Annotated in this window: 18 protein-coding genes; 6 read left to right on the forward strand and 12 right to left on the reverse strand. The window is 73.1% G+C overall.

Annotated elements, in window-relative coordinates; genetic code table 11:
* Window positions 1–43 precede the first annotated feature (43 nt).
* A complete protein-coding gene (locus OOK31_RS00740) occupies window positions 44–982 on the forward strand; it encodes a LysR family transcriptional regulator (RefSeq protein ID WP_267010325.1) in 939 nt (312 codons plus the stop codon).
* A 17-nt stretch (window positions 983–999) separates the two neighbouring features.
* On the opposite strand, the gene OOK31_RS00745 is transcribed toward OOK31_RS00740, so the two are convergent.
* The 5 genes from OOK31_RS00745 to OOK31_RS00765 form a co-directional block, all read right to left on the reverse strand.
* Entirely contained in the window at window positions 1,000–1,212 is a 213-nt protein-coding gene (locus OOK31_RS00745; protein WP_267010326.1) for a hypothetical protein, read from the reverse strand.
* An 84-nt stretch (window positions 1,213–1,296) separates the two neighbouring features.
* Window positions 1,297–1,650, reverse strand: coding sequence for a UBP-type zinc finger domain-containing protein (locus OOK31_RS00750; RefSeq protein WP_267010327.1), 354 nt, complete (start codon window positions 1,648–1,650; stop codon window positions 1,297–1,299).
* A complete protein-coding gene (locus OOK31_RS00755) occupies window positions 1,647–3,140 on the reverse strand; it encodes an ATP-binding protein (RefSeq protein ID WP_267010328.1) in 1,494 nt (497 codons plus the stop codon). The genes OOK31_RS00750 and OOK31_RS00755 overlap by 4 nt, the downstream gene beginning before the upstream one ends.
* A complete protein-coding gene (locus OOK31_RS00760) occupies window positions 3,137–4,813 on the reverse strand; it encodes an FAD-dependent oxidoreductase (RefSeq protein WP_267010329.1) in 1,677 nt (558 codons plus the stop codon). The genes OOK31_RS00755 and OOK31_RS00760 overlap by 4 nt, the downstream gene beginning before the upstream one ends.
* A gap of 177 nt (window positions 4,814–4,990) precedes the next feature.
* Window positions 4,991–5,431 carry a hypothetical protein gene (locus OOK31_RS00765; protein WP_267010330.1) on the reverse strand — a complete coding sequence of 147 codons (441 nt, stop codon included), beginning with the start codon at window positions 5,429–5,431 and terminating at the stop codon, window positions 4,991–4,993.
* Window positions 5,432–5,677: 246 nt separating this feature from the next.
* Between OOK31_RS00765 and OOK31_RS00770 the strand changes: the two genes are divergently transcribed.
* Window positions 5,678–6,403: a hypothetical protein gene (locus tag OOK31_RS00770; protein WP_267010331.1), complete on the forward strand. Its 726-nt coding sequence runs from the start codon at window positions 5,678–5,680 to the stop codon at window positions 6,401–6,403.
* Window positions 6,404–6,433: 30 nt separating this feature from the next.
* Here the strand turns inward: OOK31_RS00770 and OOK31_RS00775 are convergent, their stop codons facing one another.
* The gene (locus OOK31_RS00775) at window positions 6,434–6,718 is read right to left on the reverse strand and encodes a hypothetical protein (protein WP_267010332.1); all 285 of its coding nucleotides are present in this window, start codon (window positions 6,716–6,718) and stop codon (window positions 6,434–6,436) included.
* A gap of 186 nt (window positions 6,719–6,904) precedes the next feature.
* A complete protein-coding gene (locus tag OOK31_RS00780; protein ID WP_267010333.1) occupies window positions 6,905–7,330 on the reverse strand; it encodes a hypothetical protein in 426 nt (141 codons plus the stop codon).
* A 404-nt stretch (window positions 7,331–7,734) separates the two neighbouring features.
* On the opposite strand from OOK31_RS00780, the gene OOK31_RS00785 reads away from it, so the two are divergent.
* A complete protein-coding gene (locus OOK31_RS00785) occupies window positions 7,735–8,589 on the forward strand; it encodes a creatininase family protein (protein WP_267010334.1) in 855 nt (284 codons plus the stop codon).
* A 44-nt stretch (window positions 8,590–8,633) separates the two neighbouring features.
* Here the strand turns inward: OOK31_RS00785 and OOK31_RS00790 are convergent, their stop codons facing one another.
* The gene (locus OOK31_RS00790) at window positions 8,634–11,720 is read right to left on the reverse strand and encodes a BTAD domain-containing putative transcriptional regulator (RefSeq protein ID WP_267010335.1); all 3,087 of its coding nucleotides are present in this window, start codon (window positions 11,718–11,720) and stop codon (window positions 8,634–8,636) included.
* 186 nt (window positions 11,721–11,906) lie between these two features.
* Between OOK31_RS00790 and OOK31_RS00795 the strand changes: the two genes are divergently transcribed.
* Window positions 11,907–13,022, forward strand: a complete 1,116-nt coding sequence (locus OOK31_RS00795) for an alkene reductase (protein WP_267010336.1) — start codon at window positions 11,907–11,909, stop codon at window positions 13,020–13,022.
* Window positions 13,023–13,036: 14 nt separating this feature from the next.
* Here OOK31_RS00795 and OOK31_RS00800 read toward each other — a convergent pair whose 3' ends face one another.
* The 4 genes from OOK31_RS00800 to OOK31_RS00815 form a co-directional block, all read right to left on the reverse strand.
* Complete coding sequence (locus OOK31_RS00800) at window positions 13,037–14,659, reverse strand: alpha/beta hydrolase (RefSeq protein ID WP_267010337.1); 1,623 nt, start codon at window positions 14,657–14,659, stop codon at window positions 13,037–13,039.
* Window positions 14,660–14,952: 293 nt separating this feature from the next.
* The gene (locus tag OOK31_RS00805) at window positions 14,953–16,065 is read right to left on the reverse strand and encodes a hypothetical protein (RefSeq protein WP_267010338.1); all 1,113 of its coding nucleotides are present in this window, start codon (window positions 16,063–16,065) and stop codon (window positions 14,953–14,955) included.
* A 114-nt stretch (window positions 16,066–16,179) separates the two neighbouring features.
* Window positions 16,180–17,427: a tryptophan 2,3-dioxygenase family protein gene (locus tag OOK31_RS00810; protein WP_267010339.1), complete on the reverse strand. Its 1,248-nt coding sequence runs from the start codon at window positions 17,425–17,427 to the stop codon at window positions 16,180–16,182.
* A 131-nt stretch (window positions 17,428–17,558) separates the two neighbouring features.
* On the reverse strand, window positions 17,559–18,293 hold the full coding sequence (locus OOK31_RS00815) for a TetR/AcrR family transcriptional regulator (protein ID WP_267010340.1): 735 nt from the start codon (window positions 18,291–18,293) through the stop codon (window positions 17,559–17,561).
* Window positions 18,294–18,418: 125 nt separating this feature from the next.
* Between OOK31_RS00815 and OOK31_RS00820 the strand changes: the two genes are divergently transcribed.
* Both OOK31_RS00820 and OOK31_RS00825 read left to right on the forward strand, forming a co-directional pair.
* Window positions 18,419–19,120 carry an NAD(P)-dependent oxidoreductase gene (locus OOK31_RS00820; RefSeq protein WP_267010341.1) on the forward strand — a complete coding sequence of 234 codons (702 nt, stop codon included), beginning with the start codon at window positions 18,419–18,421 and terminating at the stop codon, window positions 19,118–19,120.
* Between the two features lie 350 nt (window positions 19,121–19,470).
* The gene (locus tag OOK31_RS00825; protein WP_267010342.1) at window positions 19,471–20,142 is read left to right on the forward strand and encodes a helix-turn-helix transcriptional regulator; all 672 of its coding nucleotides are present in this window, start codon (window positions 19,471–19,473) and stop codon (window positions 20,140–20,142) included.
* Window positions 20,143–20,222 lie beyond the last annotated feature (80 nt).

Consider the following 20,222-nt stretch of genomic DNA (forward strand, 5'->3'; position numbering starts at 1 on the left):
ACACATGTTTGTCACTGCATCCATCGTGATCCACGATGGATGGATGGAGCTTCAGCAGATGCGGTACGTCGTCGCCGTCGCCGAGACGAACAGCTTCACCCGGGCCGCCGAGCGGTGTCTCGTGGTGCAGTCGGCCCTCAGCCATCAGATCGCCCGCCTGGAACGGGAACTCGGCGCCCGGCTCTTCGAGCGCACGAGCCGCCGGGTGCGGTTGACCCCGGCCGGGGAGGCGTTCCTGCCGGCCGCCCGGCAGTGCCTCAACGCCGCCGAGCGCGCTGCCGCCGAGGTGGCCTCGGCCGTCGGTGAGATCCGCGGGCGGCTGACCGTCGGCGTGATCCCCACCGTCGCGGCGGTCGACATCCCGGCCGCGCTGCACGCCTTCCACCAACGGTATCCGCAGGTGAGCATCGGGCTGCGGGTCGCCGCGAGCGAGCAGCTCATCGACCAGGTGAAGGAGGGGGCGATCGAGATCGCGTTCCTCGGCCTGCCGGTGACGGCCCGGCCCGAAGGGGTCGCCGGCAGGGCGCTGGCCCACGACCGGCTGGTCGCCGTGGTCGCCCCCGGGCATCCGCTCGCCGGGGAGAGCGAGGTCGACATCGCCCGGCTGTCGACGGAGGCGTTCGTGGACCTCCCGGCGGGAACCGCCGGACGCACCCAGTCCGACCAGGCCTTCGCCGCGGCCGGCGTCCAGCGCGAGGTCGCCTTCGAGGTGACCACCGTCGACCTGATGATGACGCGGCTCATCCACCAGAGCCTGTGCGTCGCCCTGCTCCCGTCGAACTACACGCGACACCTCACGGGCGTGATCACCGTACCGGTGCGGGACGCCCCTGCCCGGATCGAGCACCTCATCTGGAACCGCTCGGCCCTCACCCCCGCGGCGACGGCCTTCCTGGCGGAGCTGGGCATCTCGATCGACGACGACGGCGGGGCGGACGGCCCCGGCCGGACGGGTGTGCACCGGCCAGCCGGAACCGGGTGAGCCGCGCCGCCGGGCCGCTAGAGCTCGTCGCCGCCGATGGTGCCCTCGCGCAGGGGGTCCACCTCGCGGCGCCGCTTGGACTTGTCGTCCCCACCGCTGGAGGAGGGCTTCTCGGGCTGCTGGGGGCGCGCGCGGTCCGGCCCCGTGGGGCGACCGCGCTCCGTCCCCATCTCCTCGGGAGTCTTGCCGGACTGGCCCGGCTGCTGCTTCTTGCCCTGCTTACCGCTCATGACGACGCTCCTCGCGCATCGGGAAGAACTGACGGTTCCCACGCTGACACCGTCTGTTACGGAGCGCATCATTTGGGTCCGCGTTCAGCGGTGCAGCAGGCGCATCCAGTCCTGCGGGACGCGGTCCGCGGGGCCCGGCGCCGGCTGGTCCGCCGGGTGGGCGCCGGGCGGCGCCAGCTCGGGGCCGGAGTCGTAGACCTCGTTGCGGTCGTAGTCCCAGAACCAGTCCTCGCCCGGCTCGAAGCTCTGCACCAGGGGGTGACCGGTGGACTTCCAGTGGGCGGTGGCGTGCTGGGCGGGTGAGGAATCGCAGCAGCCGATGTGGCCGCACTGGGCGCAGCGCCGCAGGTGGTACCACCAGCCGCCCGCCGCGTCGCAATCGGCGCAGCCGGTGCCGGCGGGCGGGACGCTCGGGTCGATGCCGGTGATGTCGGTCATGCGGGCTCCTCCGCGGTCTCGGTTCCGGTTCCGGTCTCGGTGTCGGTCTCGGCCTCGGTTTCCGGGGCCGTCAGCGGCAGCAGCACCTGGAAGCGGGTGTCTCCCGGTACGGACTCGACCTGGAGGCTGCCGTGGTGCTTGTCGACGACGATCCGCCAGGAGATGTCCAGGCCGAGGCCCGTGCCCTCGCCGACCGGCTTGGTGGTGAAGAAGGGGTCGAAGATGCGGCTGCGGATGTCCTCGGGAATGCCGGGGCCGGTGTCCCGGAACTCCACGAGCAGCCGGTCCCCCTCCCGCGCGGTGCGCACGGTCAGGGTGCCGTCGCCGCCGGTGCTGCCGATGGCGAAGACGGCGTTGTCGACGATGTTGGTCCACACCTGGTTGAGCTCCGCCGGGTAGGCGGGCACGTCGGGCACGGAGCGGTCGTAGTCCTTGACCACCCGGACCCGGGGGCCGATCTTGCCGGACAGCATCAGCAGCGTGCTGTCGAGGAGTTCGTGGACGTCGACCACCCGGTGCGGGGCCCGGTCGAGCTGCGAGTACTGCTTGGCGGCGTCCACCAGGTGGGAGATGCGGGTGGTGGAGTCGTCGATCTCGTCCATGAGCAGCTCGGTCTCGACCGTGTAGTTGAGCCAGCCGACCGCCCCGGGCAGGATGTCCTCGGCCACGGTCGCCGCGACCTGCTCCAGCCAGTCGACGTCCAGCCCGGCCTGTACGAAGGTCGGTGCGATCCGCCAGCCCTCCGCGATGCCGTGGTCGTCGAGCCAGTCGGCGAGCTCGTCCTCCCGGTCGGAGGCCTCCAGGGGGCTCAGCACCGGTGCTTTGGCGACGCGTTCGGCGGTGCGCTCCTGGATCTCGATGAGCTCGGCCAGTGCTTCGCGGGAGTAGGGGCCCCGGGCGATGACGGCCAGCTTGTGCCGCATCTTGCCGACCCGTTCGCGCAGTGTCGCGGTGGCCCGGACGGCCGCGGCGGCCGGGTTGTTGAGTTCGTGGGTGAGTCCGGCGGACAACGAGCCGAGCGCCAGGAGGCGTTCGCGCTGTCCGATGGCGCGCTGGGTGTTCTTCGAGCCGAAGAAGAGCCCTTCCAGCAGGTGCGCGGCCATCGGGAACCATTCACGCATGACGTCCGCGAACGACTGCGCGGGCAGGACGAAGAACCGTGTCGGCTCGGTCACGCGCATGGAGTTGTTGTACGTCTGCGGTACCTGGTCGCCCAGGTAGGCCTGCATGGCTCCCGCGTACACGCCGCGCTGCGAGGTGCGGCTCACCTCCACGTCGTCCCCGCCGACCCTGCGGTACAGGACGACGGTGCCCTCGATCATCACGTAGAAGCAGGTCGCCGGATCGCCCTCGGTGTACACCGGGCCGGCGTCGAACCGCTCCACCCGGCCCTCGCCGCACAGCCGCACGAGCTGCTCCGGGGAGAGCTTCTCGAACAGGAACAGCGAGGCGATCTCCTGCGGGCTGCAGGGCATGACCTGTCCGCTCATGACTGCTCCAGGTACCGGTGGACGAGCATGACGGCCATGGCTCCCTCTCCGACGGCGGAGGCGACGCGCTTCGCGGACTGGGCGCGGGCGTCGCCCGCCACGAACACGCCGGGAATGTTGGTCTCCAGGTGGTAGGGCGGCCGGTCCAGTTCCCACTCGGCGGGCGGCCGCCCGTCGGGCGTGAGGTCCGGCCCGGCGAGGATGAAGCCGTGCTCGTCGCGCAGCACCGTGCCGTCCAGCCAGTCGGTCAGCGGGGCCGCGCCGATGAAGACGAACATCCACTGGGCATCGACGAGTTCGGTCGTGCCGCTGTCCACGTCGCGCAGGGTCAGCTGCTCCAGGTGGCCGTCGCCGTGGGCCTCGTCGACGACGGTCCGGGTGCGCACCGTGATGTTCGGGGCCTCCTCGACCTGCTGGATCAGGTAGTGGGACATGGACGCCTTCAGGGACTCGCCGCGCACCAGGAGCGTCACCGACTTCGCGCCCCGCGCCAGGTACATCGCGGCCTGCCCCGCGGAGTTGGCGCCGCCCACGATGTACACGTCCTGGCCCTGGCAGGAGGCCGCCTCCGTGAGGGAGGAGCCGTAGTACACGCCGCAGCCGGTCAGGCTGTCACAGCCCGGTGCGTGGAGCTGGCGGTACGACACCCCGGTCGCGAGGATGACGCTGTGTGCGGCGACCGTGGAGCCGTCGGAGAAGCGGACGACGCGCGCCGCGCCGTTGACCTCGAGTCCGGTGACCTCGCGGGCGGTGAGGATCTCGGCGCCGAAGCGGCCGGCCTGGCGGCGGGCGCGGTCGGTGAGCTGTGCGCCGGACACCCCGTCGGGGAAGCCGAGGTAGTTCTCGATGCGGGAGCTCTGCCCGGCCTGCCCGCCGGTCGCGGACCGCTCGACCAGTACGGTACGCAGCCCCTCGGAGGCCCCGTAGACGGCGGAGCCGAGGCCGGCCGGGCCGCCGCCGATCACGACGAGGTCGTAGAAGTCGGCGGCCGGTGTCGTCTCGAGCCCGACGTGGGCGGCGAGGTCGGGTGCCTCCGGCTCGATCAGCGCGGTGCCATCGGGGGTGATCACCAGGGGCAGGCGCTGACCGTCGGCCCCGGCCGCCTCCAGCAGCCGCCGGCCCTCGGGCTCGTCGGAGGAGTACCAGCGGTACGGCACCTGGTTGCGGGCCAGGAACTCCCGCACCTCGGAGGAGTGCGCCGACCAGCGGTGCCCGACGACCTTGGTGGCGGGTACCGGCTTGTAGTCGCTGGCGCGCCAGGCGGCGAGGAGGTCGTCCAGGACCGGGTAGAGCTTCTCCTCCGGCGGGTCCCACGGCTTGAGCAGGTAGTGGTCGAGGTCGACGACGTTGATCGCGTCGATGGCGGCGTTGGTGTCGGCGTAGGCGGTCAGCAGCACGCGCCGCGCGCCCGGGTACACGTTCAGGGCCTGTTCGAGGAATTCGATGCCGTTCATCTGGGGCATGCGGTAGTCGGCGAGGATCACCGCCACGAGGTCGCCCCGCAGCTTCAGCTCGCGCAGCGCCTCCAGCGCGGTCGCACCGGATTCGGCGCGCACGATCCGGTAGCCGGCGCCGTAGCGGCGCCGCAGGTCTCGGGCGATGGCACGGGATACCCCCGGGTCGTCGTCCACGGTCAGGATGACGGTCCGCGCTGTGTCGGCGGCCTGTGGCATGCGTCTCCCACCCCGAGCGGTCCGGGATCGCGGCGCGGCGAGTCGCCCGCGCCGGTTCCCGCCCATCGTATGTTCGATCGTCCGGCTCCGCTCCGGGACCCGGCGGGCCGCGTGCTCCGGGTGAACCTCTGGTCACACTGCGCTACGGCGGCCTCCTCGGGGTCCGCGGCGCGGGTGTCACTTGTCCTGAGGGGCTGTCACTCGGCGGCCGACCGCCTGCTGGCCCTTCGCCAGCCACCGCACCGGCCAGTGCAGCAGCACCGCGAGGCACAGCAGCCATCCGCCCGCGTGCACCGCCCAGACACCCGCCATGGTCGGGCCGCCCCAGGCCTGGTGGTAGTCGGTGTCGAGGTACCAGACCGGGTAGGCGAAGTTCCTGACGGAGTTGAAGAGGGCGTACCCGACCAGAGCGAAGGCCGCCACGTCCAACGGCAGGCCGAGTACCGCACGGCCCAGCACCCGGCCGCCGGTCCAGCCCGGGCCGCCCGCTATCCGTCCCTGCAGCCGGGCGGCCCGTCCCGACTGGCCCGTCAGGGTCAACAGGACCGCCACCAGCCCGCCGGGCAGCGCCAGGAATGCGCGGGTGGCCGTCTGGACGGTTCGGCGGATCGGGGACATCGACGGGCTCCTTGCCTGCGTTCTGCTGATGCCCTCAATCTCCCATTGCCGGGATTTAGCTGTCGTCGCTCCGCAGAGCCATCTGCGATGTCATACCTAAGAGCTACGCACCGGTCTTCCCCGCTCAGCGCCACCGTCCGGCCCGCCGTGAGATCCTTCCAACACAGCTCCCGCACCTGACAATTGATGTGGTGTCAGCGTGCTGCGGCAGGACCCGCACCTTCACCCGACCCGAGCGGAGCAGGCATGCGCCACCGATCACGAGAGCTCGCCGTCACCGCGGTCACGGCGGCGCTGCTGTCGGCCCTGGCGGGGTGTTCGGAGGGTGCGGCGCCGCCCCCGGCATCCCCGGCATCCCTGGCCTCAGGATCCGCGCGGCCCGTCACACCCGCGCCGGCGGCCTCGGCACCCCCGGCCCCGACCTCCGCCGCCCCGACCTCGACCGCCCCGAGTGCGGAGTGTGCCGACACCGGAGCCATGGCCCCGGAGAAGCTGGCCACCTACCTCGCCCGGCTGAAGAGCAGCAGCGGCTCCTACGGCAGCAAGGCCCTGAAGATCGACGGCGCCGGGCTGAGCTTCGCACCCGATCCGACCGAGCGCCCCTGTGCTCCGGTCAAGGTGGCGCTGAGCCGGTTCTGGGTGGACGTCAGCCGTGGCGGGACGACCCCGGGCTCGTCCCGGCCCTCCCCGGGCCAGGAGTTCCGGTACGTCTTCATGGACCGGCCCGTGCTCACGGTCGGTCCGACGGACGGGATCGTCGAGGGCAGTGTGCCGCCGCAGTCCTCGGCGTGCCGGGGCTCGCTGTCCGTCGTCCACGTGGGCGCCGACATCACGGAGGCGGACCTGCCGTCCGACCTCGAGATGCCGACGTCCTACACGGCGGCGGGCCGGGGCGCCATGGACGTGAAGGTCACGTCCGACCGCGTCCTCGCGGCGACCTTCGTCCCCCCGTCCGCCCCCGGCGGCTGCTGAGCGTCCACCCCACCCGGACCCGCGTCGCCCTCAGTCCCTGCCGCCCGCCCGGGCCAGCCGTACCAGTGCGGCGATCACCGCCGGTGCCACCAGCAGGCCGACCACACCCATCGCGATCAATGCCGGTGACCCTTCGAAGTCCGCCGACTTCTCCGCCTGCGACGCCACCACGCCGGCGGCCACGATCAACAACGCCGAAACACCCAGGACGAACGCCGCCAGACCTCTGCGCCCGGAGCGCGTGCGCATGGGTATCAGCGCGATCAGCAGCCAACCTCCCACAACCACCAGCAAGACGCTGTACGAAGTAAACACTGGCCCCCCAAATCCACTTCCCAGCAAGGAAGTTGACGGTGTCACGTTCACCGTCCGATGTCACCCGGCGGGACGGCGGTTACCGGACAACTTCCCGGGTCCACCACGCACCGGGACGGCGACGGGGTCGCCTGCGAACCGTACTTCGGACGGTGAGGCGGGGTCCGCTCAGGCCGGCGGATCAGCTCAGGCGGTACGGCCGTCGAACCAGGCCCGGCTCTCGGGCTGGTTGGGGCGGACGAGCGCCAGGATCGCCGGCACGAGCCAGAACAGGCCAAGGACGGGTACCACCGCGTAGAACGCCACGGTGAAGGGGAGCGCCGTCCAGCCGTAGGCGAAGGCGGAGACCCGCAGGTTCGCCTGCCGCGTCGGGAACTTGAGTGCGGTGACGATGCCCCAGGCGGCCACGGCGAGGACGAGCAGTCCGGCGAGCACGACGATCCCGGAGTTCGCCTCGCCCGGTGTGGTGCAGCAGGGGGTCGAGGCGTCCCCGCCGCCCCAGATGGCGGTGGCTATGCGCACGCTGTTGGTCAGCAGGGCCAGTCCGAGGAGGGCCTGCACGCCTCCCAGGACCATCATCAGCACGCGCAGGCTCTTCACCGCCTGGGGCATCGGCGCACCTGACGGGATCGGCCCGTGGCCGGGTCCTCCCGGTCCGCCCGCGCCTGCGAGCCGGCCCGCCCCGGGCCCGGGGTTGCCGCCCGCCCCCGCCCGCGGGTTGCCGCTCGCCCGCGCCCGCTGCCAGGGGCGCTGCCCGCCGGGTTCCGTCCCACCGTCCGCGCTCATCCTGTCGCCCCTCCCCGTGGCCGGCACCCGCACCTGCGCGCCATGTTCCGGCGGCCCGTCCCGACTGTCCAGTCAAAAACCGGCCCGGCCGCGACAGCCGCCCCGGGCAGCCCGTTTGTGATCTCCCCACAAGCCGCCGCCCGGATTTACGGCGTAGGTGCCGCTCGTGAGCGGTTGCCCGCCCTGACGAAGATGATCACGACAGGACATCGACAAACGGGGGAATCGCCATGCACAACAGCGGATACTCGGTCTTTGCCGGAACCATGGCCGACCTCACGTACCCGCAGGTGGAGGAGGCGGCGGCCGCGGGCGCCTGCGTCCTCCTGCCCACCGGCGTCATCGAGCAGCACGGCCCCCATCTGCCGCTGGGGACCGATGCCTACGGCGCCTACCAGCTGTCCCGGATGGTGAAGGACGAGCTCGACCGGCTCCAGGTGCCGGCGTTGATCGCCCCGCCCGTGTTCTGGGGCATCAACCAGGTGTCCGGCGGCTTCGCCGGCACGTTCCGCACGCGCCCCGAGACCGCGGCGGCGCTGCACTTCGACATCATGGAGTCGCTGGCCACGGACGGGTTCCGGAACATCTTCGTGATCAACCATCAGGGCGACATCGCCCACAACCGGATGCTCCTCGACGTCGTCACCCGCCGCCACGAGGAGGGCAGCACGGGCGTCGTCCTCATCGAGCCCGACTTCGTCGCCGACCGTCTCGGCGAGGCGGCGCGGACGCCCGCGCTGGCCACGTTCGCCATGCGGCCGCTGTTCGAGGGCCTGGAGCTGTCCGGTGAACTCGGGGTCCACGCGGAGGAGATCGAGAGCGCGCTGATGATGCGCTGGTTCCCCGAGCTCGTCGACTACGACGCCATGGCCCGGCTGGAGCCGACCGGTCTGGGGCCGGATGACCTGGCCGAATGGCGCAAGGGCGGCGAGCACGCCCGCAAGGTGACGCCGCTGGGGTACTTCGGCGCGCCCAGCCCCCGGGACCCGTTCCTGTGGCGCTTCCACCAGCGCATGGCCCTGGCCATGGCCGGTACGGTGACCAGTTCGCTCGCGGCTCGCGCAGGGGACGTACGCCCTTCCTGACGGGTGCGCCGCCGACGGCTCCGTGCCCGGCGTCCGGTGCGGGTTCAGCGTCCCCGGTCCGCCTCCTGCGGGTGCGCGGCTCCTGCCGCGAAGGCCGCCGTGAAGGCGGCGGGGCCCAGGGCGGCGGTGGCCGCGGCGGTGATGCGGTCGACGTCGACGCGTTCGGCCTCGGGGAGCGGAGCTCCGGTGGTGCGGCGGGCCGCGTCGGCCCGGCCGAGGAGACGGGCGGCGTGCTCCGCGTCGGCGTCCAGGACGGCGGCGCCGGCGAGGCCTTCCAGGGAGAGGGCAACGGCGCGGGCGTCCAGGGTGCGGGCGATCTCCAGTCCGCTCAGGTGGTGTTCCCGGGCCCGGGTGGCGTCGCCCCGCAGCTCGTGGACGAAGCCCAGTTCGGCGTGCAGGAGGTGGAGGCCGATCGGGGCGGAGACCTCCTCGTCTCGCAGCCGGATCAGGTGGCGCTCGGCCTCGTCGAGGTCGCCGCGGCGGCGGGCGCCGAGGGCGGTGCCCATCCAGGCGTGGATCTCACCGAACTTGTTGCCCTGGGCGGCGGCCCGGCTGCGTGCCTGTTCGTGCAGGTCGTGGGCGCGGTCCCAGTCCTGCTCGAGGAGGGCCAGGCGGCCGAGCCCCGAGAGGTGGGCGGCCTCCTCGGTCTGCATGCCGAGGTCCCGGGCGAGGCGCAGTCCCTCGGCGTGGCGGTGCGCGGCCCCGGCGTAGTCGCCCTTGATCTCCGCGTGGGCCGCGAGCGGGACGGCGGTCTGCAACTCGCCCCAGGCGTCGCCCAGTTCGCGAAAGCCCCGGGCGCCTGCCTCGCCGTCCTCCCGGATGGTCGACAGGTTGCCGGTGGCCAGGGCGGTGTGTGCGCGCAGGGCCAGGCAGGCCGCGGTGCCCCAGCGGTCACCGGCCGCGGTGAAGAGCGTGAGGGCGCGGGCGTTGACCTCCGCGCCGGCGGTCGGGTGACCCGCGTGGAAGAGGGCGTACGCGGACAGCCACAGGTGCCGGGGGGTGGGCGGAGCGGCTGCGGGACCGGCGGCCCGCGCCGGTTCGCCGGCTGTCAGCAGGGTGAAGGAGCGTTGCAGGGAAGGCAGTTCGGGGAGCAGCTCGGTGAGGGCCCGGTGGGCTTCGGTGAGCCGGCCGCGCAGCAGCCACCACCAGGTCAGGGCCTCGGCCAGGCGGGCGCCCTCGGCGGTGGCGCCCGCCTGTGCGAGGGCGGCGCGGAGGTTCGCGGCCTCGGCGTCGAGGCGGGTGAGCCACAGGTGCTGCTGCGGGCCGCGCAGGTGTGCGTCGGCCGTCTCCGCGAGCGCGAGGTAGTGGGCGAGGTGCCGGGCGCGCAGGGCGGGCAGCTCGCCGTGTTCTTCGAGGCGTTCGCGCGCGTACGCGGCCACGGACTCCAGCAGCCGGTAGCGCGGGGTCGTGCCCGCGGGGCCGGGGGCCATGACCACCAGCGAGCGGTCGACCAGCCGGGTGACGAGGTCCAGCACGTCGTGTTCCGCGACCTCCTCCCCCGGGGACACGGCTTCGGCGGCGGCGAGGGTGCATCCGTCGTGGTGGACGGCGAGGCGGCGCAGGACGGCTCGTTCGGGCCCGCTCAGCAGCCCCCAGCTCCAGTCGATCACCGCGCGGAGGGTCTGCTGCCGGGCCGGGGCGTCGCGTCGGCCGGAGGTCAGCAGCCGGAAGCGGTCGTTCAGGCGCGCGGCCAGTTCCTCCAGGCCGAGGGCGCGCACCCGCGTCGCCGCGAGTTCCAGGGCCAGGGGTATGCCGTCCAGACGGGCGCAGATCCCGGCGACGAGGGCCCGGCCCGCGGCGTCGGGGGCGAAGCCCGGCGAGACGGCGGCGGCGCGCTCGGTGAACAGCCGTACGGCGTCCGGTGCCGGGAGCGGTCCGAGCGGGTACGCCGCCTCCCCCGCCACCCCCAGGGGCTCCTGGCTGGTCGCGAGGACGGTCAGCTGCGGCGCGGACCGCAGGAGGGTCGCGCACAGCTCGGCGGCCGCGTCGACCACGTGCTCGCAGTTGTCCAGGACGAGCAGCATCCGGCGCTCCCGCAGGGCCGCGGCCAGTCGGTGCAGTGCCCGCGCCGGGGCGTCCAGGGGGTCCTGGCGGATGCCGAGCGCGGCGCAGACGGCCTGCGCGAGTGCCTCCGTACCGCCGCTGCCCTGCAGGGGGGCCAGTTCGACGAGGAGGACGTCCCGCGAGCCCGCCGTGCGCGAGGCCGCCTCGATGGCGAGCCGGGTCTTGCCGACGCCGCCGGGCCCGGTCAGCGTCACCAGGCGGGCGGCGGCGAACAGCTCCTCGATGGCGGCCAGGGATGCGGACCGGCCGATCAGCGGGGTCGCGGGGGTGGGCAGGAAGGCGGTGGTGGCCGGCGGAGGCGGGAGGGGCGCCACGACAGGGGCGGGCGCGGCGAGGGCCGGGTCCTGGCGGAGGATCGCCGTGTGGAGCGCGGCCAGTTCGGGGCCCGGGTCGGTGCCGAGTTCCTCGGCGAGCCGGACGCGGAGCGCGGCGTACGAGGCGAGGGCCTCGCTGGGCCGTCCCGCGCGGTACAGCGCCCGCAGCTGGACGGCGCGCAGCCGCTCCCGCAGGGGATGGGCGGCGACGAGACCGGCGAGCTCCCCGGTCAGTGAGGCGTGCTCGCCCGTCTCCAGCAGCGCCTCCGCGCGTTCCTCCAGGACGGCCAGCCGCTCCTCGGCGAGCCGGTGGGCGGCCGGGCGGGCGAAGGCGGCGTCCGGGAAATCGGCGTACGCGGCGCCGCGCCACAGTTCCAGCGCCTCGGTGAACAGGGCGGCGCGGGCCTGCGGCTGCGCGGTGGCGCGGGCCCGGGCGGCGAGGGACCGGAAGCGGTGCGCGTCGAGCGCGGGCGGGTCCTCGCCGAGTGCCAGGCGGTAGCCCGGCGGCTGGTGCACCACCTGTGCGCGGCCGACGGCCCGGCGGAGCTGGGAGACCTTCGCCTGGAGGGCGTTGGCGGGGTTGCCGGGAGGGTGCTCCCCCCACAGGTCGTCGATGAGCCGGTCGGCGGAGACGACCCGGCCGTCGTGCACGAGCAGGTCGGCCAGCAGGGCCCGCACCTTGGCCTCGATCACCCTGACGGGTTCGCCCTCGTCGTTCCAGACCGCCAGCGGACCAAGTACCCCGAACCTCATGTGGATCACCGTACACACCGCCTCGGGCAGACCGTCAGCGGGCCGCGGGCCGACCGTCAGCGGTCATCAGCGGACCGTCAGCGGGTCCGAAGCGCCGCCGAGCAGAGTTCATCCCACGAAGTCCGGGGCCCGCCCCCGGACGCCGGTCCGAAGCCGGACCCCGGCCCTTCACGAACGGAGCACGTCATGTCCTCGCTCTTCGAGAACACCCGCCTCGCCGCCCTCGACCTGCCCAACCGGCTCGTCATGGCCCCGATGACCCGCAACCGCGCCGCCGCCGACGGCACGCCGGGAGAGCTGATGGCCACCTACTACGCCCAGCGCGCCTCCGCCGGGCTGATCATCGCCGAGGGCACCACCCCGAACGCCGTGGGGCAGGCCTACCCCGACATCCCCGCCCTGTACGACGCCTCGCACGTCGCCGGATGGCGGCTGGTGACCGACGCCGTCCGGGAGGCGGGCGGCCGGATGTTCCTCCAGCTCGAGCACGGCGGCCGGATCGGCCACCCCGACATCAGCGGCATCACCCCCCTCGCCCCCTCGGCGGTGGTGCTGCCCGGCACGGTGCACACCAAGGACGGCTCCCGGCCGGCGGTGGTGCCGCGCGAGATGACCCTCGACGACATCGCCACCACGGTCGCCGACTTCGCCGAGTCCGCCCGCAAGGCGGTGGAGGCGGGCTTCGCCGGGGTTGAGATCCACGGGGCCAACGGCTACCTGCTGCACCAGTTCCTGGGCCGGGGCACCAACCGCCGTACGGACGCCTACGGCGGTCCGGTGGGCAACCGGATCCGGTTCCTCCTGGAAGTGGTGGAGGCCGTCGCCGACGCGATCGGCCCCGACCGGGTGGGGGTGCGGATCTCCCCCGGAATCGACGTCAACGGCATGGCGGAGGGTGACACCGACGCCATCTACCGGGAGCTGGTGCCCGCGCTCGCCCGCCACGGGATCGCCTACCTCCACGTCGTCTTCGCCGACCCCGACGACCCGCGCTTCCAGGAGATCCGCAAGGCCTGGCCGGGCACGCTGGTCGCCAACCCCGCGCTGGGGTGGGGCGGGCCGCTGCCCGAAGACGGAGGAAAGGCCGCGGGCGAGCGGCTGCTGGCCGCCGGAGCCGAGCTGATCTCCCTGGGCCGGTCGTTCCTGGCCAACCCCGACCTGGTCGAGCGGCTGCGCACCGGCGCCCCGCTCAACGAGGTCCGCGACACCATGTTCTACGGCGGCGGGAGCGAGGGCTACACCGACTACCCGGTGCTCTCCGCGCAGCCCACGGACCGCGTCCTCGAACCGCTCGCCGCCTGAACGGCGCAGCGTTCTCAGTGGAGTGCGGGGATCACGTCGCGCGTCTCGTCGACCTCGATGCCCGTGGTGCGGCGGGCGAGCGACCCCGGGGCCGGTTCGTCGGCGCAGACGGTGCCCCGGGCGGGCAGCGCCAGGGTGGCGAGGTAGTCCGTGACGAGGGCGCTGACGCACGCGCTCCGGTTGTAGGCGGTGTGGCCTTCACCGGCGAAGGTCAGCAGCCGGCCGCTCTCCAGCGTCCCGGCGAGGGCCACGGCGTCCTGATAGGGGGTGTCCGGGTCACCGGTCGTGCCGAGGACCAGGATCGGGGCGGCACCGGCCGCCCGGTAGGAGCCCTCGTAGCGGCTGGGGCGCTCCGCCTGCCACTGGGCGCAGGTGGGCGCGTGGTTGTGGTCGTAGGTGGGCGGCCCGAGGCCGACGGGGGGTCCGAGCAGCGGGGCGGCGGCGGCTTCGGCGCTGACCAGGGCGCCCAGGAGCAGCGGACCGGCCGGGTAGACGCGGTCGGCGCATTCGACGGCCAGGTTGACGTTGAGGAAGTCGAAGGATCCGGGTGAGGGCGGGTTCAGCAGGAACGTGGACTGGCGTGCCTGCGCGGCCCGCAGGGCCTGACCGAGTTCGGGCCAGATCTCCTTGCCGGAGTTGATGTTGAACATCAGGCGGTAGGCGAGGGTGTAGCCGGTGGCCGGGCGTCCGCTCGCGGTGATGACGGGGTCGGCGTCCAGCGCCCGCTTGAGCTGGTCGAAGGCCTGGCGGGGCCGGCCGTCGCCGAATCCGCAGGTCGTGGCGTTCTGCGCGCACCAGTCCAGGAACCGGCCGACGGCCGCGTCCAGGGCGAGGAACTGCCCGGCGTCGTAGGCATACGGCACGTCGGCGTACGTGCGCGGGTCGTAGGCGCCGTCCAGGACCATGGCGCGGACCCGGCGGGGGAACTGCGCGGCGTAGACGGTGCCGACGTAGCTGCCGAAGGAGCGGCCGTAGAAGGTGAGGGCCTCCTCGCCGAGGGCCTGGCGGAGCAGGTCGATGTCCTTGGCGTTCGAGCCGGTGCCGATGAACGGCACGAGGTCGCCGGCCCGCTGCCGGCAGGCGGTGGCGAAGTCGAGGCCCTGGCGGACGGCGCCCTGGAGGGCTCCCGGGGCGGGTACGCCGCGCGCGGCGTCGACGGCGGCCGAGTACTCCTGGTCGTTCCAGCACTCCACCTGTCCGCTGCGCTTCACGCCGCGCATGTCGTACCCGACGACGTCGAAGGCGTCACGGAGGGAGGCGGGGAGGGCGTCGTAGCTGTTACGGGCGAAGTCCACGCCGGAGTTGCCGGGTCCGCCGGGGTGCAGGAGCAGGACACCGGTGCGGTGGGAGCGGTCGGCCGCGAGCCGCCGGGTGACCGCGAGCGCGAGGGTGGGCCCGGTGGGCCGGCGGTAGTCCAGCGGCACTTGGGCGGTCGCGCACTCGAAGCCGTCGCCCGGGTCGCCGGGGGCGGCGCCGTCGCAAGGCCCCCAGGACAGGACGGGGACGGGCGGTGCGGCGAGGGCCGTCGCCGTGGCGGCTCCGGGCGCGGCGCCGAGGAGAGCGGTGACCGCGACCAGGACGAGGGTTATCCCCCACACCACTCGTTTGCGCGGTTCATGAGCTGAACGGGTCTGCATGCGGCGAACTCCCTCTGTGACGGGTGTGGCAGGGACGGGCAGCGCTCGAGAACGGGGGACTCGCGGGCGCCCGCACAGGTTCGCACCGTTGGGCCCGGGGGGACAGACGCGGGAACGGTGATTGTCGGTCCCGGCGCGGCATGCCCGCACCGGGGGACGACGGGCCCCGCCGCGCCGTACCGGCCGGGGCCGTACCGGAAGGCGCCGTACCGGCCGGGGCACGGAGCCGGGGGTGCCCGCGCCGGGGCACGGAGCCGGGCTGCGGCGTCCGTGACCCGGCTGCGGGCCTGGCGTCAGGGGCGGAGGCGGGCGATGAAGGTCTCGTCGTACTTGTGCGCCTCGTCCACCCCGCCGAACCCGGCGTACCAGAGGGACCCGTCGGGGCCTCCGGCGAGCTTCGGCGTGCCGAAGGTGGCCGGGCGGGGGGCGCTCGCGGCCGACCACGCCGTGCCGTCCCAGCGGAACACCTTGCCGCCGGAGTCCGACGCCCGCAGTTCGGTGCCGTACAGCGCGAGCGAGGTGATCTGGGCGGTCGTGGGCGAGAACACCGTCCAGGAGCTGCCGTTCCACCGCGCGGCGTAGGAGCCGCCGGCCTTCGAACCGGCCACCCAGACCTCACCGCCCTTGACCTGCAGGGCCGTCGCGTAGCCGTTGGCGGTGCCGAGCGGCGACGCCACCTGTGTGACGGTGGTGCCGTCCCAGCGCAGGACCAGGGGCTTGGCCGAACCGCCGCTGACGGGCGTGTACTCCCCTACGGCCCAGACCTCGTTCGGGCCGGTGACCTGGACGGCGCGCAGGGTGGCGCCCTTGTCCCGGACGTCCGCGGGCAGGGCGGTCTCGGTCCAGGTCGAGCCGTTCCAGCGGCGCATCGACGCCGTGTAGGGCGCGACGCCCTGGCGTCCCACGGCCCAGGCGTTCGTCCCGGAGCCGGCGACGGCCGTCAGCTCGCCGCCGGAAGCGCCCTGGGAGCGGACGGTCCAGGCGGTGCCGTCCCAGTGGAAGGGGATGCTGAGCATCCTCATGGCCGTCTTGTCCCAGCGCTCGCCCAGCGCCCAGGCGTCGTTGCGGGCCGCGGCGGCGACGGCGGTCAGCCGGATGATGTCGGGGAAGCTGGTGGCGCCGTAGCCGGTCCACTTGGTGCCGTTCCAGCCCCAGGCGAAGCCGCTGCTCTCGCGGGGGCCCCACATCCCGTCCGGGAACCAGCCGATGTCGCCGACGAGCCATCCGGCGCCGGTGGGGTCGAACTCCATCTCCGCGAAGACGAAGGACTCCCCCGCCGCCGCCTTGTACGTGTCCTCCCACTGGGTTCCCGCGGCCCATGCCGTGCCCGGCAGCGCGCCGGCGAGGGCGACCACGGGGACGGCGGCCACGGCTGACCGAAGCAGGGCTCTGCGACTGACTGACATGTACTGCTCCTGATGCTGAAGTGCCCGGTTGTCCGGATCGGCGTCCAGTGAAGCTCCGGGTGCTATCTCTTCTCTGCAAGGAGCCGGACGGACGGTCCGGGCGGGGGGCGCCGGTCAGCCGGTGGCGCCCAACTGCCAGAACAGGCGGTTGTCCAGACATTCCGTCAGGTACGGCACGCCGTCGGTGTATCCGGAGCCGTGTGCGTCCCCGAGCATCCGGGCGGCCAGGCTCCGGTGGGCCGACTTCCACCGCTGGTGCTTGCTCTCCAGCCGGCCCAGTGCCGCGTCGAGGTGGTCCCGTTCCGCCTGGGCGAAGCCTCCCCCGTCGCGGAGGCCGAGACGGGCGCGGGCGACGGTGTCGTGGCCGTCGTCCTCCACCTCGGCCCGGACTGCGGGCACGCTCGTGAAGGCGGAGGAGCACAGGCGGGGGGCGGTGGGGACTCCGCACAGGCTCTCGAAGCGTTTGTACTGTTCGGACTGGATGGCGCTGGCGCCCTCGGTGTACTGCCGGAAGCCGTGGAACTGGTCCGCCCGCATCGTGGCCACGGTACGGAACAGTGCGGCGGCGTCCTCGAACAGGGAGACCGCGTGGTCGATGCGGTGCGCGGCCGTTCGCGGGCACCCTCCGCGCAGTGCGGCTATGGCTTGCTTCATGTCCGCCGCCATCGCGGTGAAGAGGACTTCGTGGATCTGCAGGACGCGGATGAAGAAGTATTCGTCGTGCAGGACGTAGACGGGCTGGACGGTGACGTCGAACCAGCGGCCCGCCTCCGTGGCCGGCGGCCGGGGCAGGCTGTCGACGAGGTCTTCCAGGCGGGACTGCGGGGTGCGGGCCGTCCGCGACGGCAGCTCGCCCGCCTCGCCCTCCTGCGGGTGGCCGAGGCCCTTCGTCACGAAGCGCAGGGCGTGCCGCAGGCGCGTGCTCAGGGTCGCCGGATCCGGGCGGCCCCGGCCGGGGCCCTCGCGGGAGCCGCCCGCCGTCTCGATCTCGAAGCGGACGACGTCGGACATCAGCAGGGTGGCCATCCGGTCCGCGCCGAGCTCGGGATGCCCCGCGTCCATGAGGAGCTCCAGGACCGGCAGGGCGAGGTAGGTGCGGTTCCAGAAGCGGCCCTCGTGCTTGTCGAGCAGGCAGTCGAGGAAGGCGTCGAGGAACGGGCGGCCGGTGGTGTGCCGGTGCCGGACGCCGCCCAGCTGGGTGAGGAGGCGCTCCGGCAGGAAGTGCTTGCCCGACCGCCGGACGTGTTCCGTGACGGACAGGGCGAGGGAGATGCCGTCGCAGTCCGCCGGCAGCCGGTGGGGGGCCGTCCAGCGTTTGACGGTGCGGCGGGTCGACGTGGGGATGTCCCGTGCGCATCGCATCGGAATGTTCTCGGCATTCATCGCCACTCACCTCTCCCGTGTCCTGTTCCGCAGTGCATCCACTAGGCATGATCGAAGAACTGCACGTCATGTCTCGGGAATTCGTGTCTTGACAGGTGCGGGGTGGGGGGTCAGGTCACCGGTCGATCCCGCGCGGGGGTGATGCCCAGGGAGCGGATGAGCTGGGCCAGCTCCTCACGGAAGAGCTTGGCCGGGCTGAGGGTCTGGCTCCGCAGGTGGCCGTAGACCTCCAGGGAGACCAGGCCGTGCAGGTGGCTCCAGATGCGCAGGGCGAGGGCCACCGCGGCCGGCGGCAGGTCCGGGAAGGCGGGGCGGACCTTGTCCAGCAGGCCGGGGTCGAAGTCGGACCACTGGAAGTCGCTGTCCGCGTAGCGGGGTCCGGCGTACGGCCAGGCCGCGGCCGCGAGTGCGGTGATGCCGGTGCAGACGCGGTGGGCGGCCTCCGGGGCGGCGCCGCCCTCGGGGGGCCGGTAGCCGGGGACGGGGTCGCCGTAGACGAGGCGGAATCCTTCGGGGTGGGTCAGGGCCCAGTCCCTGAAGGCGTGGGCCCAGGCCTGGATCCGGGCGGCCGGGTCCGGGGCGGGGGCGGCGGCCCAGGCGGCGTCCACGACGTCGGCCAGTGCGGTGTAGACGTCGCTGATCAGGGTGGTGACCAGGTCGTCGCGGGTGGCGAAGTAGCCGTAGATGGCATTGGCCGTCATGCCCATCTCGCGCGCGATGGCCCGCAGCGTGATCGCGTCGGGCCCGCCCGAGGCCATCAGCTCCAGGGCGACCTTCTTGATCTCGGCGGTCGTCTCGGCCCGCAGCCGCTCGCGGCGCCCCTTGGTGTTTCCCACGCTCCCCATGAGCAGGCACTCTACAGCGTCACTTGAATGAGGGGCGTATCAATACTTCACGCCGTATAGTCTCTGCATGCCGTGCAGGACAGGCGGCGTGACGAACAGCAGCAACAGCCATCAGGGGGAGAACCATGCACATCGGAGTCATCGGGGCCACGGGCGGTATCGGCAGCCGCGTCGTCAGCGAAGCCCTCGTCCGGGGGCACCTGGTCACGGCCTTCAGCCGGGACGCCGCGCGGATCGACGACGACCGGGCGAACGTCGCCTGGAAGAGCGTCGACGTCCTCGACGCCGCCGGCGTCGCCGCCGCACTGCCCGGCCTCGACGTACTGGTCAGCGGGTTCCAGCCCGGGAACGCCGCCCGGGACCTCGCCGACACCGTGGCCCGCTCCATCGCCGATCCGACGGTGTACGCCACCGCCGCGCGGTCACTGCTGAAGGCACTGGAGAGCCACCCGCGGACCCGGCTCATCGTCGTGGGCGGCGCCGGCAGCCTGGAGGTCGCGCCCGGAGTCGTCACGGCCGACTCCGACGAACTCCTCCACGAGACCCTCGACGCGGTCGGCCTGCCGAGGGAGTACGCCGCCGCGGTACGGGGCCACCGCGAGGCCCTCGACGTCCTGCGCCTCTCCAACCGGCTGTGGACCTACTTCAGCCCCGCGGAGGACATCGCCCCCGGTGAACGCACCGGCCGGTTCCGGATCGGCGGGGACCAGCCGGTGCGCGACGTGGACGGGCGCAGCCGGATCTCCATGGAGGACGCCGCCGTCGCCCTCGTCGACGAGGCGGAGCTCCCGCGCTTCGTCCAGCGCCGCTTCACGATCGGTTACTGACGCGGGGGGCCTGCCCCCACGATCGGCCGCGCCGCACGAGACGGACATTCCGGATCGCGGGGGGCGGCTGGCGTGAGCCTGGCGGCCGTACGACACCCACCCCTCACCCTTCGCGCCTTCCGAGCCACACAAGGGGCGAGATCGACACTCACAGCCCACCAGAACCATGGAATCGAAGGAAAGTTGGCGAATCGCGCCTTCCGAACATCTGTTAGTGTGCCCGCGCTCGGTGTTCATCCATCATTCCGTTTCCCCTCGGACGCCGTGCGCGCCGAGGGTTGTTGCGAGGTGTCTTGTACATGTACAGCACTCCGTTTTCCCCCGCCGAGGCCAGATCCGCGCGAGCGCGCATGGGTCTGAGTCCCCAACAGGTGGCCGACTCCATGGCGGCCTGCGGTACCCCCGTCCACCCCCAGTGGGTCATCGCCTGGGAACAGGGCACCCACACGCCGTCCGACCGTCATCTCTTCGCGCTGGCCGACGTGTTGTGGTGCGACGCGGTCACCCTCATGGGGACCGAGCCGAGGACCCTCCTCGAATTCCGGCTGGCCCGCCGGCTCGGCGTCGAGCGTCTCGCGCACCGGCTGGGCATGGACCCGGACGAGTACCGCGCCGCCGAGGAGGAGGGCTACTGGCCCGGGGACCCCCGGCAGACCAGGGTCCTGGTGGAGGCCCTCGGGCTGTCGCTGCGCAAACTGGTCGCCGTCATGGGGCGCGTCGAGGAGCTGGAGGAGCACCTGCGGGCGGCCGTGGCCGGGCGGTGGAAGGTCCATGTCGACCCGGTGGTGGAGATGGCCGCGCTGGACCCGACGAGCGTCGGCGACGCCCTGCGGGCCATGCACGCGGAGTTCTCCGCCTTCTCGGAGCGGTACATGGGCCACCTGGTCGCCCGGAACGACGACGCCCGGCTGAAGGAGACGGCCAGGGAGCGCGCGGCCTACCTGCGGCGCCTCGTGGACCACTTCTGGGAGCTGATCGGTGAGGCGGGCGAGGCGTCGCCGTACCCGGCGGCGGGTCTCTGACGCGCCGCCGGGTAACGCCGGAGCCGGGCCGGAGCGGGCCGGGACGGGGGCCGGGGCCCTTCGTCCCGGCCCGTCTCCGG

Source organism: Streptomyces sp. NBC_00249 (assembly GCF_026342355.1).
GTDB lineage: Bacteria > Actinomycetota > Actinomycetes > Streptomycetales > Streptomycetaceae > Streptomyces.

Coding starts and splice junctions, on each gene's coding strand:
- OOK31_RS00740 (WP_267010325.1), top strand. CDS start 44: ATGGAGCTTCAGCAGATGCGGTACGTCGTCGCCGTCGCCGAGACGAAC.
- OOK31_RS00745 (WP_267010326.1), bottom strand. CDS start 1,212: ATGAGCGGTAAGCAGGGCAAGAAGCAGCAGCCGGGCCAGTCCGGCAAG.
- OOK31_RS00750 (WP_267010327.1), bottom strand. CDS start 1,650: ATGACCGACATCACCGGCATCGACCCGAGCGTCCCGCCCGCCGGCACC.
- OOK31_RS00755 (WP_267010328.1), bottom strand. CDS start 3,140: ATGAGCGGACAGGTCATGCCCTGCAGCCCGCAGGAGATCGCCTCGCTG.
- OOK31_RS00760 (WP_267010329.1), bottom strand. CDS start 4,813: ATGCCACAGGCCGCCGACACAGCGCGGACCGTCATCCTGACCGTGGAC.
- OOK31_RS00765 (WP_267010330.1), bottom strand. CDS start 5,431: ATGTCCCCGATCCGCCGAACCGTCCAGACGGCCACCCGCGCATTCCTG.
- OOK31_RS00770 (WP_267010331.1), top strand. CDS start 5,678: ATGCGCCACCGATCACGAGAGCTCGCCGTCACCGCGGTCACGGCGGCG.
- OOK31_RS00780 (WP_267010333.1), bottom strand. CDS start 7,330: ATGCCCCAGGCGGTGAAGAGCCTGCGCGTGCTGATGATGGTCCTGGGA.
- OOK31_RS00785 (WP_267010334.1), top strand. CDS start 7,735: ATGCACAACAGCGGATACTCGGTCTTTGCCGGAACCATGGCCGACCTC.
- OOK31_RS00790 (WP_267010335.1), bottom strand. CDS start 11,720: ATGAGGTTCGGGGTACTTGGTCCGCTGGCGGTCTGGAACGACGAGGGC.
- OOK31_RS00795 (WP_267010336.1), top strand. CDS start 11,907: ATGTCCTCGCTCTTCGAGAACACCCGCCTCGCCGCCCTCGACCTGCCC.
- OOK31_RS00800 (WP_267010337.1), bottom strand. CDS start 14,659: ATGCAGACCCGTTCAGCTCATGAACCGCGCAAACGAGTGGTGTGGGGG.
- OOK31_RS00805 (WP_267010338.1), bottom strand. CDS start 16,065: ATGTCAGTCAGTCGCAGAGCCCTGCTTCGGTCAGCCGTGGCCGCCGTC.
- OOK31_RS00810 (WP_267010339.1), bottom strand. CDS start 17,427: ATGCGATGCGCACGGGACATCCCCACGTCGACCCGCCGCACCGTCAAA.
- OOK31_RS00815 (WP_267010340.1), bottom strand. CDS start 18,293: ATGGGGAGCGTGGGAAACACCAAGGGGCGCCGCGAGCGGCTGCGGGCC.
- OOK31_RS00820 (WP_267010341.1), top strand. CDS start 18,419: ATGCACATCGGAGTCATCGGGGCCACGGGCGGTATCGGCAGCCGCGTC.
- OOK31_RS00825 (WP_267010342.1), top strand. CDS start 19,471: ATGGGTCTGAGTCCCCAACAGGTGGCCGACTCCATGGCGGCCTGCGGT.